Origin of the sequence: Oceanobacillus sp. FSL K6-2867, from assembly GCF_037963145.1 — a bacterium.
In the GTDB taxonomy this organism is placed as follows: Bacteria; Bacillota; Bacilli; order Bacillales; family Amphibacillaceae; genus Oceanobacillus.
In genome coordinates, this window is record NZ_CP150144.1 from 2646697 (window position 1) to 2663978 (window position 17282).

A 17282-nucleotide genomic window follows, 5' to 3' on the forward strand; every position below is an offset into this window, starting at 1 on the left:
GCTAAAGATGTATTTTAGTGTGTCCGCAAACGACGCTGCGAATTTTTATAAATAGAAGCCATATATATAAATAAGGCGGTCCATATAAAAACAAATGTAATGAGATGTGCCTGGGAAAAAGGTTCATTATAGAAAAACACACCGATTACAAGCATCATTGTAGGCGTGATATATTGCAAAAAACCTACCATCGCTAGAGGAATCTGTTTAGCGCCACTAGAAAATAATAATAGAGGAACAGCGGTAGCAATACCTGCCCCAATTAAAAATAAGTTCGTAACCGTGATAAATGGCGTAAATGAAAATGAACTGCTCGGTATAAGCCATAAATAAATAAGTGCTGCTGGTGTAATGAGCAACGTTTCGATTGTCAGGCCGGACATTGCGCTGACATTCACTGTTTTTTTCAGCAATCCGTATAATGCAAACGTGGTTGCTAACAGCAAGGAGATCCAGGGAAATACGCCAAAATTGAATGTTAAGTAAAACACACCGATAGCTGCTAGAATGAAGGAGAGTAATTGACTTTTCGTCACTGGTTCTTTCAAAATGATAACTCCTAATAAAATACTAATAAGCGGGTTGATATAATATCCAAGACTTGCTTGCAGGATATGTCCTTGAACAACTGCCCAAATAAATAGAAACCAGTTTAATGTAATTACAATCGCGGCCGCTGTAATCCCGAATAATTGCTTTTTCTTTTTGATAATTTGCCGACACTCCTGTATGAAGTGGTTCCATTTACCAAGAATAATGACGAGAAGCAGCATGAATACAGCTGACCATGCTATGCGATGTGCTAGAATTTCTCCAGCTGGAACATATTCAATTTGCTTCCAGTACATGGTAATAATTCCCCATAAGAGGTAGGCGCTGAACGTATAGATGATGCCAGTTTTCGAATGCCGATTATCCATTATTATCCCTCCTAAGCGGATTTTTTGTTAATATTCCTATTATGTTAGATGGAATTTGCCAATTTAGCAATCACTTAGCTTATCTTTGATCCAGAAAACGCTTTCCTGTGTGAGTTATATTCGATATGATAGATATGAGTATAAGTAACATCTATAGAAGGGGGTTTACGGATGATACAAAAACAAAAACGTTTTGAAACGGCTGTTATCCATGAAGGCTATGATTCAAAAGAAATGCTTGGAAGTCTTTCCACACCCATTTTTCAAACATCTACCTATTCATTTGAAACTGCCGAGCTAGGAGAACGCCGCTTTGCAGGTGAAGAATCGGGTTATATTTATTCACGGCTGGGAAATCCAACCGTGCGTGTACTTGAAGAACGGGTTGCAAGCTTGGAAAAGGGCGAGGCCGGGCTCGCATTTGCTTCAGGAATGGCGGCAGTATCAGCTGTTCTCATTGCATTGACAAAAGCAAATGACCATATTATTTGCTCCTCAGGATTATATGGTTGTACATTCGGATTGTTGACGATGATGCGGGAAAAATATAATATAATGACTGATTTTTCAGAGATGAAATCAAAGGAAGAGCTTCGCAGTCTTATTCGGCCAGAAACCACTGTCATCTATGTAGAAACGCCGATTAATCCAACAATGCGTTTAATTGATTTGAAGCAAGTAGCAGAGGTTGCAAAAGAATATGGTATTCCAGTTGTGGTGGACAACACATTTTCATCTCCATATTTACAGCAACCATTGGAATTAGGATGCGATATTGTCCTTCATAGCGCAACGAAATACATTGGCGGTCACGGAGATGTAATTGCTGGTTTAGTAGTTGGCAAAAAATCGTTTATTGATATGGTTTCGCAAACAACACAAAAAGATATTGGCGGCGTGATTTCTCCATTTGATGCATGGTTATTGCTGCGTGGCTTAAAAACATTGCCAGTTCGTTTGGATCGTCACTGTGACAATGCCCAAAAAATTGTCGAGCAGCTGAAGATGCATCGAAAAATCGCTAATGTATATTATCCCGAAGACGAAGAAAATCGGGATTTCTCGATTATGAAAAAACAAATGAAACGCGGTGGAGGAATTATTTCCTTTGAAGTGAAAGGAGATAAAAGCCAAGCACAATTACTATTGAATCAATTGGGCTTTATAAAGATTGCAGTCAGTCTAGGAGATGCCGAAACGTTAATTGAGCATCCTGCTACAATGACACATGCAAGCATACCATACGAAGTGCGCCAGCAAATGGGCATTACGGATCAGCTTATTCGGCTTTCAGTTGGATTGGAAGCGTGGGAGGATATTTGGGCTGATTTGGAACAGGCATTAGAGCAATTATAAGATAAGCAACGCTCCTTTTACATACACGCCAAATGTTAATTATTTTCTAGCATGGCGTGTATTTTATTTGTTCTATGATAATAGAATTGGATAGGAAGAGAAGGGATTTCAACCTGGGTTTATATAAACTTCTAACTAACTGCTAAGGTATGTGTAAGCCCCGCCGTCCGGGATAGCTCCGGGCGGATGCTTTCCGTGGGCACGACTTCAGCCTCTCCGAAAGAAAACCACTTCCTGCAAGACTTCAGACACGTGCTGTTCCCACAGGACAAGGAATGCTTCGTCAGCATTTACATCCTATTTTCGAAGAGTCACCGCCCTCCGCTCACCCGGACTGGTTAAAATGAAAACTTTGTTTATGTTACTACTGTGGAATGTAGCAAAGCAAAATTAGCGGAGCGAGTATACGCACATACCGTAATTGCACTAATCCGGAGTTTCTTTCAAACGCGAAAAAATTCCTTACTATGTTTTATCTTTTCTTGGATAGGCTAAATAGTATGCATGAAACATTGAAAAAACAGCGCATCACTAACCTGGATTAAATTTCTGTGCTATATTAGATAGTGGAAATATACGTTTAGAGGGAGATTGATACGATGGGAATACTGTCGTTTTTACTCGGACTTATAATCGTTTTAAATATTGCATTGGGTATTTCTATTGTATTTTTGGAAAGGAAAGATCCAACCTCTTCATGGGCATGGTTAATGGTATTGCTGTTTATTCCAATCGCAGGATTTATTCTATACTTAATTTTTGGTAAGCCAATAAGCAACAGAAGAATTTTCACATGGGATAAAAAAAGCATGATGGGTGTAAAAACGACTGTTCAATCACAGCTGCGCACCTTGGAGGATAAGGATTTTCACTTTAATGATGAGGCGATGCGTGAATATAGCGACCTAGTGTACCTTCTATTGCGGAATGATGATGCTATTTTTTCGCAAGATAATAAGATAGGAATTTATACTGATGGGCAAGAAAAATTTGAAGCGCTGATTCAGGATCTGCAAAAGGCAAAGGACCACATTCACATGCAATACTATATTATGCGAAGTGATGAGCTTGGTCAGCGTCTGGCAGAGGTTCTCATTAAAAAAGCGAATGAGGGTGTTGATGTCCGGGTTCTCTATGATGATATGGGGTCGCGTTCTTTAAAAAGAAGCTATGTAAAGCGATTAAAGAACGCGGGTGTTATGGTGGAGTCATTTTTTCCATCTAAGCTTATCATTAATTTTAAAATAAACTATCGAAATCATCGTAAGCTAACGATTATAGATGGGAAGATTGGCTATATTGGCGGATTCAATGTTGGTGATGAATATCTTGGAAAAAGCAGGAAATTTGGATATTGGCGTGACACACATTTACGTGTAATGGGGGAGGCTGTTCAAAGTTTGCAAACTCGCTTTATTCTCGATTGGAATCAAGCATCCAAAAATGATATTCTATATGATGATCGCTATTATAACACGAGTCCAAGTGGAGACGTAGGGATCCAGATAGTTTCAAGCGGTCCGGATACGGAATGGGAACAAATAAAAAATGGCTACATTAAGATGATTATGGCGGCCAAGGACTATATTTACATTCAAACACCTTATTTTATACCAGATGAAAGTGTGAAAGATGCATTGCGAATTGCTGCATTATCCGGTGTAGATGTGAAAATTATGATTCCAAATAAACCAGATCATCCATTCGTGTACTGGGCAACGTTATCCAGCAGTGGGGAACTATTAACAGCTGGTGCTGAGGTGTTTATTTATCAAAACGGTTTTCTTCATGCAAAAACAATTGTTGTTGATGGGAAAATTGCATCAGTAGGGACTGCAAACATTGATGTTCGCAGTTTCCGTCTCAACTTTGAGGTGAATGCATTTTTATATGATACCGAAATAGCTGAACGACTAGTTCAAAGGTTTAACGATGATATTGAGCTATCGACACAGATGACGAAGAAACTGTATGACCAAAGAACAATTGGTATTCGATTTAAAGAATCAATTTCCAGACTAATTTCGCCAGTGCTATAGGGCATTCGGAAGCAGGAATAACTTATAGTAAACGGCGGAAAGTCATCAGGAGGAAAAAAATATGGAAGCAAAACCATGCTCAAACTCATTAGCAATAAAAACAACACATGTACTCCCGCCAGATACAAATGCTTTTGGTACACTATTTGGCGGAAAATTAATGGCGCATATTGATGATATCGCAGCAATAGCGGCAGTGAAGCATGCTAGGAATCCTGTTGTAACTGCATCGACGGATTCCGTGGATTTTCTGGCTCCTGTAAAAGTCGGCCATTCGATTTCAATCGAGTCATTTGTTACATGGACACATCATACATCGATGGAGGTTTTTGCGAAAGCAGTAACCGAGGATTTAGTAACAGGGGAAAGAAGAGTCAGTGCCACTGCATTTATGACGTTTGTAGCGATTGATGAAAATGGAAAGCCTGTTCCTGTACCGTCTGTTTATCCAGAAACAGATTTGGAAAAAATGCTCCATGAAAATGCAGCACTGCGAGCAAAGCGCAGGGGAGAAAGAAGACGGCATTCTCAAGAACTGGCTGCAACCTTTGGTACAAAATATGCAATGGAATAAAATTGGAATTCTGAATTCCGAATGAAACAGGCTGTTGCTCGCAACAGCCTGTTTTTTGAAGCGCCTGTATCGTTAATCTTTTTGTTTGTCCTCATCTTTTTGAATTTCCTCAGCGGTAATATGACCATCAGCCCAACATTGAATTTCTTTAATAACTGGTTCTAGATCCTTGCCTTTTTGAGATAGAGAATATTCGATTCGAACAGGGAATTCAGAATAAATATTCCGTTCCACAATTCCTTCTTTTTCAAGCAGCTTCAGCCGATCAGATAACAGTCTTCCGCTAATAGGCAAATCAGCTTCCATTTCAGAGAAGCGTTTTGTTCCCTTTAATAATTCAAATAAAATTAAACCCACCCAGCGTGTGCTAAGAAGTCCCATCGCTTTTTCAAAACGTGGACATAATTTTTCCATTATGATTACCTCATTTCCTATACAATCATTTCAATTTGCTTTATATAAAACATTCCAGTGATTACAAAAAGTAACTTCTATATTATTATAATAGCACAAACCACTAATACCGTAAATAGAACTGACCTATCGTTCTATTGGCAGGAATTTGAAAATATAGAAGGTGATTTTGGCAATTTTCTATTGATTATGGAATAATGACTATATGGTACATTCATCCCTCTGACAAAAGACATACTGTTTAAAAAGTAAAGACTTCTGGATGAGACCATTATCTGAAATATCTTGGAGGTTTGAATTATGGTAAGTCAAAGAACACAAGAGAAGTATGCGGAATTGGCATTACACACAGGTGTTAATTTACAAAAAGGGCAGGCAGTAATGATTAACGCACCAATTGAAGGGTCAGATTTTACAAAAATCGTTGCTCGGAAAGCATATGAATTAGGTGCGAAGGATGTGCATATTAACTGGGTCGATGATGAATTGACGCTGTTAAAGTATGAAAACGCTCCAGATCAAGTTATTGAAGACTTCCCGGAGTGGCGTGTGAAGCTCCATGATACATTTGCAGAAGATGGAGCTGCGATATTGCATATCCGTTCCACGAATCCTGATTTATTACAAAATATTGATCCATCACGTGTTGCGAAGGCAAATAAAGCTGCAGCAGAAGCAATGGTGAATTTCCGTAACTATACAATGAATGACAAGATTCCTTGGTCTATCATTTCAATTCCATCAGGTGATTGGGCGCAGAAAATTTTCCCTGACAAGTCAAAAGAGGATGCAGTGGAAAGTTTATGGGAAGCAATTGTAAGCATTGTACGTGTTGATCAGGATGATCCAATTGCTGCATGGGATAAGCATAATGCAACATTAAAAACAGCACGAGAAGTTTTAAATAAGAAAAACTATCAAAAATTGATTTTTAAAGCACCTGGAACAGATCTGGAAATGGAGCTTCCACAAGGACATATTTGGAAAGGCGGATCTGCAGAAGCAGAAACAGGTGTTACATTTAACCCAAATATCCCAACAGAAGAAGTCTTCACCATGCCGCACAAATATGGTGTTAATGGAACAGTATCAAGCACGAAGCCTCTTAATTACGGTGGCAGTTTAATCGATAATTTCAGCTTGACTTTTAAAGACGGAAAAGTGGTTGATTTTAAAGCGGAAACAGGTGAAGAGGTACTAAAGCATCTGCTTGACTCGGATGAAGGTGCACGCAGATTAGGAGAAATTGCATTAGTTCCAGATGAATCTCCAATCTCCCAATCCGGATTAATTTTCTACAATACATTATTTGATGAAAATGCATCCTGCCATATTGCTCTAGGAAAAGCTTATCCAACAAACTTGGAAGGCGGTTCGGAAATGAGTGAAGAGGAACTGGATAGACATGGTGTAAATGACAGTTTGATCCACGTTGACTTTATGATCGGTTCTGAGGCCATGGATATCGATGGTGTAAAAGCAGACGGAACAACGGAGGCAGTATTCCGTAATGGGACTTGGGCATTAAATGTCAAAGGTGAATAAAATAATAGAAATCCAGCGCTTATACTTAAGCGCTGGATTTTCACTTCTCTGGAATGAAAACTAATGCTGCAGATAGATTTCTCCCAAAAATAGCACCATCGCTCCGTTTTATGGCACCATTTCTCCCCAAAAATAGCACCAATCACCCGTGCAACAGCACCATTCCGCCAAAAAACAGCACCATCCAACATCCACTTCGGACTAAAGCCCCGCAAAGTACAGCATCTTTCAGCAACGTCAATCCACTCAATCGTCAAGCTACATCAATTCATTTTTAACCAATACAGCTTTAATTTTCGTATAGTCATATTCCTCTGGAAGCAATTCTTTCAACGGCTTTAACTTTGGTTCGTCAAGCTTTTCATGTGCTGCCAGTATAGCTTCTTCCTCTTGGACATTAAAAAAGATTTCCCAGGCCAATGGATAGCCATCTTGAACTGCTTTGAAAATATGATTCTCAATCGTCATTTTAGAGAAACCTCTAATGGCTGCAATATCCTTTATTGATTTTCCTGATTGGAACATCTGATAGCTGATTAGATGGCTAGGTCGGTCATCGGCAGTTTTCATTTCTTTCGGTTTCGAAGGAGCAGTGTCACCAATTCGAATTTTCTTCTTGATATCAGGATGTTCTTGGCGCCAGTCTTGAATAACAGCTAAGAATGCCTCACCATACTGTTCATATTTCTTTTCACCAATCCCTTTAATTTCCAGCATATCCGCTTTATCTGTAGGGAAATAGCGGCTCAGTTCTTTTAACGTAACATCGGAGAAAAGAACATATGGTGGTACTTTTTTTTCGTCGGCAATTTCTTTCCGTAATGCACGTAATTTTGCGAATAGATCCTCATGGTAATCCGCATCTTCACTTGTGGGAATTGGCGCGGTAAACATCTCAACAGAACGTTTTCCTTTTAATACATCTACTGAATTTTGATTCAATCGTAATGTAGGAAACTGGCCTTCTTCGGTTGCGAGTAACTGTTCTGCAATAAGAAACTGTATCCGTTCTGTTAATTCCTTTTCTGTATAAGCAGAAAGTATTCCATAGGTAGTGATTTGATCAAGACGAAAATCCCGAAGCTTTTTATCTTTGGATCCTTTTAGAACTTTAGCAGTCATTCCGACACCAAAGCGCTCACCCATGCGCTTCACACATGAAAGAATCATTTGAGACTCTTCTGTAATATCCATTTTCTCCTGACGTTCCACACAGTTACTGCAGCGATTGCACGAACTCTTTGTTACGTTATTATCAAAATAATCGAGTATAAAGGAGGTCAAGCAGCTATGTGTATGGCAATAGTTAATCATCGCTTGTAATTTTCGATATTCATTTTGCTTTGCCGCTTCATCCATTTGCGACTGCTCAATTAAAAATTTCTGCAATTGGACATCCTGCGGGGAGAACAGAAGAATACAATCACTTGGCTCACCGTCACGCCCAGCACGGCCGGCTTCCTGGTAATACGATTCAATGTTCATCGGCATTGCATAGTGAATGACGTAGCGAACATTCGATTTATCTATACCCATTCCAAAAGCATTGGTGGCAATCATAATGGACTTTTCATCATGAATAAATGCTGCCTGGGCTTCCTTTCTTTCTTGTTCTGATAAACCTGCGTGATATTTGGAAACAGAAATTCCTCGTTTTGTCAGCTGTTCATATAATGCATCAGCCTGTTTTCGTGTGGCAGTATAAATAATGCCAGATTCCTCACGGTGCTCCTCTAAAAACGACCGAATGTAAGATTGCTTGTCCTTTCCTTTAACGAGATGAAAGGAGAGATTTTCCCGTTCGAAACCTGTATTTACTACATGGTCCCCAGAAATATGCAGCAATTCTTGAATGTCATGAATGACCTCTTCTGTTGCCGTTGCAGTTAATGCAACAAACACAGGGATATTCGATAGCCTTTTCAAATTAGGGACGATGGAACGATAGCTTGGTCTAAAGTCATGTCCCCATTGTGATATACAATGTGCTTCATCAAATGCTACAAGCACTAGCGGAATCCGCTTGATAATATTGACAAATACAGTGGATTCAAAGCGTTCTGGTGCAACGTAAACAAACTTATAACGACGATTTTCTATATCACGTAATCGGCTTTGTTGTTCTCCATTAGAAAGGGAGCTGTTGATGTAAGTAGCTGGAATGCCTAAAGCTTGAAGTGCATCGACTTGATCTTTCATAAGGGAGATTAACGGGGAAATAATGATAGCGGTTCCTTCCATTGACATGCCAGGAATCTGGTAGCACAGTGATTTACCACCACCTGTCGGCATAACAGCAAGGGTATTATGCAGTTGTAAAACATGTTGTATCGTTTGTCCCTGTCCTGGACGAAAGGTTTCGTACCCAAAATAAGTTTGCAGAATTTTTTCTTCTTTTACGAGCGTCATGAAAGAGACTCCTTTTCATAAAATGATAGTTTAACAGAATCAGATATTTACAGCTGTTTTTACCATAAGGGCATGACACAAGGAACCCCTCAGGTTTTTAGTTTTTCGCTTTAGAGAAAGTATTACAGCTTTTCAATGCATGATAGATTTATCCTAACATATTTTTGATTAGACTGTCAGCAGGAGAAACGGGTAAATACTTATCTTATCAAGTAAGTTGATAACTGGTAAAACAGAGGAGCATAGAGGGTATTCCCCTGTCTTGTAAAAATGCATTTCTTTTGGATCTAACTTATCCTAAAATGCATTAAGAGATTCGATGAACATTTCCTTTGACAACACCATTTAAAAAGCTGACCTCAACAGGTCAGCTTCTCCATTTGGATACGAATAGTCCAATCAGGCCCCCGACAAGTGCAGGGGCAACCCAGCCTAATCCTAATGAGAAAAATGGAAGGTTTTCCATGAATTTAGTCACTGCTTGCAGCTTAAATCCGAATGCAGTTAGACCATCATATAAGCTAAAGACAGCTGTGAGTAGAACTGCACCACGATAAACGGGTTTTGCGCCACCGAATAACCTATTCATAAATGTAAGAAGGATAAGGACAATCGTTATCGGATAAATAAACACAAGCACTGGAACAGAGTAATTAATAATTGTATTTAATCCTTGGTTCGCAATTAAAAAGCTGATAATCGTTCCCGTTAAAATGACCCATTTATATGGGAGCTTTGTCGTTTTGGAGAAAAATTCACCAGAAGCTACAACAAGACCAATGGATGTGGTGAAGCATGCTAATATTACGATAGCTCCAAGTAATAATGTTCCGAAATTACCAAAAATAATACTCGCCGCTCGAGACAAAATTTCTCCGCCATTTGCAAATTCTCCATTAACAGCCATCTTGCTTCCAATCCAGCCAAGTGAGCTATAAACAATGATTAAGCTGATTCCAGCAATTGCGCCGGCTTTCAAAGTAGATTTTATCAAGCCAATTCGAGTTGTGATGCCCCGCTCTTTAAACGCATTTACAACGATAATCCCAAATGCGAGGGCGGCAATCGCATCCATCGTCAAATACCCTTCCATAAAGCCAGTAAAAAAGGGGCCGTTTCGATATTTTTCAGTCGGTGTGAGCGAGGCAGTATCTAAGGTGAGGAAACTGCCAACACTTAATCCAATAATAGCGATTAATAAAATTGGAGTAAGATACTGACCGATTTGATCTACCATTTTCGATGGGTTGATACTAAATAAAAAAACAAGTATAAAGAAAATAACTGTAAAAATAAATAATGCAATTGGTGAGCTTCCTTTTGTAAATGGTTCAATACTCATTTCGTATGCAACCGTAGCTGCCCGTGGTATCCCAAAAAACGGGGCAATTGCCAGATAAATGATAGAAGTAAAGATCAATCCGAACAATGGGTGAACATGGTCCGATAATTCCCTTGCATCATTTTTAACAAAAGAAATAGCAGTCACAGCAAGAATTGGCAATCCAACCCCAGTAATAATAAAGCCGCTTATTGCAGCCCAATAAGCAGTTCCTGCGTCAATCCCTAATGTTGGCGGGTATATTAAATTGCCCGCTCCAAAGAATAAAGCAAAGAGCATAAAACCAATCGTAAATGTATCTTTATTCATAACATAAAGCCTCCGAGATATATAAGTAAATTAAACTTCTACTTTTGTTGTATTTTGAAAATTTAGCCTATTATCAGACAATTTAAATAAATGATTCCGTAAATTTTACAACGAGAATCATCGTAACAAGACTGTTAGTACTTGTCAATGCCCGTTGTGAATTGCTGCAGCGGACTGGCTTACAGAACCAATATTAAATTTATAATGAACAACCAGCATACCTATATAATATTTTATAATTACCTTTATATTTCATCATTTACTAAAAACGCTCAAATCATTTACATTTCATGGATACATCTATAAAATAACGTTTATAAAAATTGCTTAGGGGGGTTGAGATGGTTCCTTCATTGTTATTTGAAATCATGATCATTGGTTTACTTGGAATTGGATCACAATGGGTAGCGTGGCGTTATCGATTACCTGCGATTGTCGTAATGGCCATTACCGGATTATTAGTTGGTCCAATTTTTGGATTTATAAACCCTGAGGAGAGCTTTGGACCGATGTACAGTCCGATTATTTCGGCGGCGGTTGCAATTATTCTTTTTGAAGGGAGCCTAAACCTGAGCTTTAGCGAGCTGCGTGGTGTAGGGAAATCGATTTTCCGAATATCGACGGTTGGGGCATTTATTGCATGGATACTCGGATCTTTAACTGCTCATTATGTTGCAGGTCTTTCTTGGGCGGTAGCTTTTGTTATTGGTGGTTTGTTTATAGTAACCGGACCAACTGTCATTATGCCGTTGCTCAGACAGTCAAAATTAAAAGCAAGACCTGCTAAAGTTCTGAAATGGGAAGGAATTATCGTTGATCCAATTGGTGCGTTACTGGCAGTCTTTGCTTTTGAAATCATCACATTTATTACGGCAATTGACCCTGATGGTACGCAGCTTTTTATGTTTTTCGCAGCTTCCTTATTTGCGATTATTCTTGGTTGGGCGCTGGGGCGTGGTTTGGGATGGATGTTTGAAACAGGACATATTCCTGAATTCCTAAAATCTCCGGCAGTGGTTGTCGTTGTTATCTTTTGTTTTACAGCAGCAGATGAAGTCATGCATGAAACAGGGCTTTTATCTGTAACAGCAATGGGAATAACACTAGCTAATATGGGGATTAGTTCAATCTCTGATATGCGCCATTTTAAAGAAAATATCTCTGTGCTGCTCATATCAACGATTTTTATTATGCTTACAGCTTCCTTGGAAATGGACACCATTCTGCATATATTCAGTCCGAATATTATTGGTTATGTTCTATTAATGATGTTTGCTGTTCGTCCATTATCCATTTTTATAGCAACGATTGGTACAGGATTATCCTTTAATGAACGTGCACTTGTTGGTTGGATTGCTCCGCGAGGGATTGTTGCATTAACAGTATCAGGCTACTTTGCGACTGTTTTCGCCGAGGCGGGATATGAGGATGCTTCTATCTTAACAACATTAACATTTGCACTTGTAATCTTCACCGTTTTGGCCCATGGCTTTTCTATCGGCTGGCTAGCAAAGAAATTAGATTTATCCATGACAGGCAAACCAGGTGTGCTGCTTGTTGGCAGTAATCCGTTTACTGTTGAATTATCCAAGTCCTTAGCGAAGGTTAATGTTCCAGTTATGATTATTGATTCATCATGGGAACATTTAAGTTTAGCTAGAAAGTCGGGTGTATCTTTTTATTACGGGGATATACTTTCCGAACAAACGGAACATCATTTAGATACTATTCCGTATGAATACTTGCTTGCGATGACAGATGACCGAGCATTTAATTCCTTAATCTGTACGACATTCCTGCCAGAGTATGGCAGAACAAACGTGTTTAAAGCAAGTCCATTCAACCAGCTTGATAACGGCTATGCAAAAGGAGTCGTTTCCAAGGTAGGTGGAAGAATTCTATTCGATAAAAAATTTCCGCTGGAAACATTGATTGAAAAAATTGAGATTGGTTATGTGTTCCGTCAAACAACATTGACAGAGCAATTCAACTTTGAAGCATATAAAGCAGAGAAAGACTCATCAACCATTTTCTTATATTTAATCAAGCCTTCTGGACAATTGAAGTTTTTCTCTGAGGAGATGCGTACTGTTCCTGCGATAGGCGATAAAATCATTAGTTTGACTCCACCTACAAAGGAGCAGGCAAAAATTCAAGCAAAATTGGAAAGCAATCGTTCATTAAACGAGTAGGAAAACATACTAAGATTAGCGGGCAAGACCATTGATGAATGACCTTGCCCGCTATTTCTATTTTCAGGAGTATAGTATGGAATGAAAGAAAGCTCAATTATAGCTTTAGGGATAACGTATCTGAATCAATTTATGGCACAGGAAACGATGAAAAAAGCCTAATTCCTTCGTGTTAATTGAGAAATTAGGCTTCCACATATTATTAATCTATCAGGCTTTCAGTCGATAATTTAAATTGTGCTCTTGAAGTGTTTTGTCTTTCCCAAACAAGAAGTGCTTCTCCATATCAGGAGAGTATTTCGAATTAACTGTTTCAATGCCTACAGCTTCTGCCACTGCCCGCAGCATCGCTGGTGAGGCACCACAGCAAAGTCCAATATAATTAATGCCTATATCTTTTGCCTCTTTCGCCCACTCAGCTAGCTCGTAACGGTTGTGGTACAGCGGATCCAGGGCAGTAGGAAAAGTTGTTTCTGTAGGTAAGTGACAACTGCATCCTCCATCGGGCAAGTTAAAGAATGTTGGATTTTCTTCTGTAGTACGATATGGAATTGGTAATCCTGCTACATATCCATCTACATTTTTTCGAATGTCAGCAAGGTATGGCTGCATCGTTTCGGGACCTCGGAAACAATTCATTCCAACCACTAATGCGCCTTTTTCAGAAAGTATTTTACAGGATTCTTCCACGGTGAAACCATCTCTTAATATATTCTCACCCATTAATCCTAATGTAATAACTGCTGGCAGACCTTGTTTGGTGATTTCCTCTAGTGCTATTAACGCCTCTTCATGATAATAAAATGTTTCACCATTTATGAAGTCGACACCTTCTTCTTTACACCATTTCACCATCTCTTCAAATATACTTCTAACTTTATCCTTTGATTCAGGTAAATCTGGATTGAAAATATTAGTATTCGATATATTTCCAGCTACCAGCGCTTCTTCTTTTGGATGCTCTTTTGCAACCTCTTTTGCTAAACGAATGGCATTTCTGTTTAAAGGCTCTAATAAATCTTCTTTACCGATAATCCGCATTTTTTCCCGGTGGGCATTGTATGTAAAAGCTAATACAACGTCAGAACCAGCATTCATATAATCCCTATATGCCTGTTTCAATGCCTCAGGATTATCCAGAGCCACCTCAGGAACAAAGGATCCTGCCTGCAAATATCCCCTTCGTTCCAATTCAAATAAATAACCTTCTCCTGCAATTACAGTTCCTTCTTTTAAACGTTCCTCTAAACTTCGCTTCATCATTTTTCCTCCTTCTGATTTTTATTGGTTGTTATGCCTGGGCAAGTTAAATAGTGAAAATAAAAACCCCCTTCCTAAAATAAGAAGAGGGTTTGGCTGTGTGCTAAGTACTCTTCTTATCTTCAAGCTTCACGCTTCTGGAATTAGCACAGTACTAAAAGTCTGTTGCTGAGGTTTCACAGGGCCAGTCCCTCTACCTCTCTTGATAAGAATATTCGGTATTATTTTTATTATCACATACAATAAGTCAAATTTTTAAAAAAGTCAAGACAAATTTTAAAACAGTAAATATTTTTATAAAAAGTTAAGCTTTATTCCAGCATAAACCAGGCGATTATGCTTTAGTCCTTGATTATTCATCTATTTCTTCCAGCTGGCGATTCACTTCCGCAATCTCACCCTCCAACCGAATTAACTGCTCTTCTGCAGAGGAGACTCTGCCCTTAACGTATTCCAGCTTGTCCATATCACTTTGAATACGAACATAATCGGATTTCAATTCATCCAGCTTTGCTAGCAGTTGCTGCTTTGTCATTGATTATACCCCCAATTGATTAGTTATATCTATTATAGCAAAAGCATTCCTTTCATAAAGGAACAAGGTACAATTAAGATGTAGAATGGTACTGCTTAAAAAAGAAGATCTGTACTCATCCCGTAATTTTTGGAGGGGTATTTTGCAGGCAATCTTTATGAATGACTTCCAGATATTATGATAAAGAGTTATAGTATAAAGCATAAAAGTATGCTAAAATTTTGACATATATAATGGCAGGGGGTAATGTTGTGAACAATTGGGAAGCAGTCTATCAAAAATGGGATTCATTTGAAGATCTCGACAAAGATTTAAAAACAGAATTACATAAGATTAAAGATAATAAGCATGCGCTGGAAGATGCATTTTATAAAGAATTAACATTCGGCACTGGTGGGATGCGAGGTGTTCTTGGCGCTGGTGTTAATCGGATGAACATTTACACAGTAAGGAAAGCTGTTAACGGGCTTGCAAACTATTTATTAGCAAATCAGGTTAACGTACGTGACAGAGGTGTTGTTATTGCCTATGATTCCAGAAATATGTCAAAGGAATTTGCTGTTGAATCGGCAAAAGTGCTAGGTTCCTATGGAATAAAAACACATATCTTTGAATCATTGCGTCCAACACCGCTTCTTTCCTTTGCTGTCCGCTATCTGCGAACTGTTGCAGGAATCATGATTACTGCAAGTCATAATCCGCCGGAATACAATGGATTTAAAGTGTACAATGAAACAGGTGCTCAAATTGTTCCAGAAGAGGCAAGTCTAATCATAGAGTCGATCCAAAAGACGGAAGATGAGCTGACAGTGCCGTTTATGGAAAAAGAAGAATTAGAAGAAAAAGGCCTGCTTAATTGGCTTAGTTATGAAATCGATAATGCGTACCTTGAGCGTTTGTACCATATGACAAAAATGGACGAGACTGTGCATCAGCAGGAAAAGGATCTTCAGATTGTCTTTACACCTTTGCATGGAACGGCTTATAACTTAGTAACGAAAGGACTTGAACAGCTTAATTTTCCGAATGTAGCGGTTGTAAAAGAGCAAGCTGAACCTGATCCGATGTTTTCTACGGTAGCATCACCAAATCCGGAAGAGCATCAAGCATTTACGATGGCAATAAAGCTTGGTAAACAAACGGATGCTGATATTTTGCTCGGAACGGACCCGGATGCTGATCGCTTAGGAGTAGCAGTTAAAAATAAAGCTGGTGAATACCAAGTGTTAACAGGAAACCAGCTTGGAGCATTATTGCTCGATTATATTTTGTCGCATACCAATCCACAGGTTTACCAAAATCCACGTATGATTAAGACGGTTGTTTCTACAGAGCTTGGAAGAGCAATTGCAGAATCATATGATGTAAAAACACTTGATACATTAACAGGATTCAAATATATTGGCGAGAAAATTAATCAATTTGACGCAACTGGCGAGACTTTTATATTTGGATTTGAGGAGAGCTATGGCTATTTAATTAGCAGTTTTGCGCGAGATAAAGACGCAGTTCAAGCTGCTATGATGGCAACAGAAATGGCCTATTACTGGAAGGAACAAGGAAAAACGCTATTTGACGCACTGGATGTTTTATTTGAGAAGCATGGTTATTTCTTAGAGGGGATGTCTTCCTTAACGTTAAAAGGGAAGGAAGGTTCGGAGCAAATCGCTAAAATTATGGATGAAATCCGTTCCAATCCATTACAAGAAATTGCAGGAATAAAAGTTGAACAAGTGGAAAATTATTTATCAAGCGAGCGAACTTTAATGAAGGAAGCTAGAAAAGAAACAATTGATTTGCCACAGGAAAATATGATGAAGTTTATTTTAGAGCAGCATGCATGGGTATGCTTGCGCCCATCTGGTACAGAGCCTAAGATCAAGTGCTATTATGGTGTAAGCGGGAAAAGTAAAGCGGATAGTGAAGCAAGGCTAGCCTCATTAAAAGAAACAATGGACCGAATTATTTCGGGTATTTTAGAAAAAAACTAAAAAACTGTCTGGGATTTGTTCATTTGCGGCATGCGACCTTTCATAGAGATGATACGTATAAAAGCTGATTATCTTTTGCTTAATAGGGAATTATATTTTTGATGATGTTCATCACGCTGGTCCATGCTGTAAAGGTCACAAACTCGCTTGGTACGAAGCTAAGGAGTGCTTCCAACATCCATTGTACAATCACCCAAAGGAAATTTGACATTTTGCGATAAATAGGGTTTAATATGAGTAACTTAATATTTCCTAAAGGGGAGTAGCTGTACAATTTAAGTCGTCATTACGAGATATTGTCTCCGGCTTAATTGGCAATGAACGTTGTTAGCGAGACCTTTACCATCAGCAGGTAAAGGTCTCTTTTTGTGTGCTTTTCCCTGTTGATGAAATTAC

12 protein-coding genes and 1 riboswitch are annotated in these 17282 nt (G+C 38.8%); of the genes, 6 read left to right on the forward strand and 6 right to left on the reverse strand.

Features of this window, described 5'->3' with window-relative positions; translation table 11 throughout:
* Positions 1–14: 14 nt before the first annotated feature.
* Positions 15–920 (reverse strand): EamA family transporter RarD, encoded by a 906-nt coding sequence (gene rarD, locus NSQ77_RS12970; RefSeq protein WP_339226443.1) that lies wholly within the window; start codon positions 918–920, stop codon positions 15–17.
* 171 nt (positions 921–1091) lie between these two features.
* Here rarD and megL point away from each other — a divergent pair, with 171 nt between their 5' ends.
* The 3 genes from megL to NSQ77_RS12985 all read left to right on the forward strand — a co-directional run bounded on the left by megL (position 1092) and on the right by NSQ77_RS12985 (position 4889).
* Positions 1092–2276, forward strand: a complete 1185-nt coding sequence (gene megL / locus NSQ77_RS12975) for a methionine gamma-lyase (protein ID WP_339226444.1) — start codon at positions 1092–1094, stop codon at positions 2274–2276.
* A 599-nt stretch (positions 2277–2875) separates the two neighbouring features.
* Positions 2876–4315 carry a cardiolipin synthase gene (cls, locus tag NSQ77_RS12980; RefSeq protein WP_339226445.1) on the forward strand — a complete coding sequence of 480 codons (1440 nt, stop codon included), beginning with the start codon at positions 2876–2878 and terminating at the stop codon, positions 4313–4315.
* A gap of 61 nt (positions 4316–4376) precedes the next feature.
* On the forward strand, positions 4377–4889 hold the full coding sequence (locus tag NSQ77_RS12985) for an acyl-CoA thioesterase (protein ID WP_339226446.1): 513 nt from the start codon (positions 4377–4379) through the stop codon (positions 4887–4889).
* 72 nt (positions 4890–4961) lie between these two features.
* On the opposite strand, the gene NSQ77_RS12990 is transcribed toward NSQ77_RS12985, so the two are convergent.
* Complete coding sequence (locus NSQ77_RS12990) at positions 4962–5303, reverse strand: helix-turn-helix domain-containing protein (RefSeq protein WP_339226447.1); 342 nt, start codon at positions 5301–5303, stop codon at positions 4962–4964.
* A gap of 300 nt (positions 5304–5603) precedes the next feature.
* On the opposite strand from NSQ77_RS12990, the gene NSQ77_RS12995 reads away from it, so the two are divergent.
* Entirely contained in the window at positions 5604–6848 is a 1245-nt protein-coding gene (locus NSQ77_RS12995; RefSeq protein WP_339226448.1) for an aminopeptidase, read from the forward strand.
* A 258-nt stretch (positions 6849–7106) separates the two neighbouring features.
* Here the strand turns inward: NSQ77_RS12995 and recQ are convergent, their stop codons facing one another.
* Both recQ and brnQ read right to left on the reverse strand, forming a co-directional pair.
* The gene (gene recQ, locus NSQ77_RS13000; protein WP_339226449.1) at positions 7107–9257 is read right to left on the reverse strand and encodes a DNA helicase RecQ; all 2151 of its coding nucleotides are present in this window, start codon (positions 9255–9257) and stop codon (positions 7107–7109) included.
* A gap of 367 nt (positions 9258–9624) precedes the next feature.
* Positions 9625–10908: a branched-chain amino acid transport system II carrier protein gene (gene brnQ / locus NSQ77_RS13005; RefSeq protein WP_339226451.1), complete on the reverse strand. Its 1284-nt coding sequence runs from the start codon at positions 10906–10908 to the stop codon at positions 9625–9627.
* 341 nt (positions 10909–11249) lie between these two features.
* On the opposite strand from brnQ, the gene NSQ77_RS13010 reads away from it, so the two are divergent.
* Positions 11250–13100: a sodium:proton antiporter gene (locus NSQ77_RS13010; RefSeq protein ID WP_339226452.1), complete on the forward strand. Its 1851-nt coding sequence runs from the start codon at positions 11250–11252 to the stop codon at positions 13098–13100.
* 210 nt (positions 13101–13310) lie between these two features.
* Here the strand turns inward: NSQ77_RS13010 and NSQ77_RS13015 are convergent, their stop codons facing one another.
* Both NSQ77_RS13015 and NSQ77_RS13020 read right to left on the reverse strand, forming a co-directional pair.
* A complete protein-coding gene (locus NSQ77_RS13015; protein WP_339226453.1) occupies positions 13311–14360 on the reverse strand; it encodes a homocysteine S-methyltransferase family protein in 1050 nt (349 codons plus the stop codon).
* Positions 14361–14473: 113 nt separating this feature from the next.
* Positions 14474–14572: riboswitch (SAM riboswitch) on the reverse strand.
* 140 nt (positions 14573–14712) lie between these two features.
* The gene (locus NSQ77_RS13020; protein ID WP_339226454.1) at positions 14713–14895 is read right to left on the reverse strand and encodes an SE1832 family protein; all 183 of its coding nucleotides are present in this window, start codon (positions 14893–14895) and stop codon (positions 14713–14715) included.
* A gap of 251 nt (positions 14896–15146) precedes the next feature.
* Here NSQ77_RS13020 and NSQ77_RS13025 point away from each other — a divergent pair, with 251 nt between their 5' ends.
* Positions 15147–16886 (forward strand): phospho-sugar mutase, encoded by a 1740-nt coding sequence (locus NSQ77_RS13025; RefSeq protein WP_339226455.1) that lies wholly within the window; start codon positions 15147–15149, stop codon positions 16884–16886.
* The last annotated feature ends 396 nt before the right edge of the window (positions 16887–17282 follow it).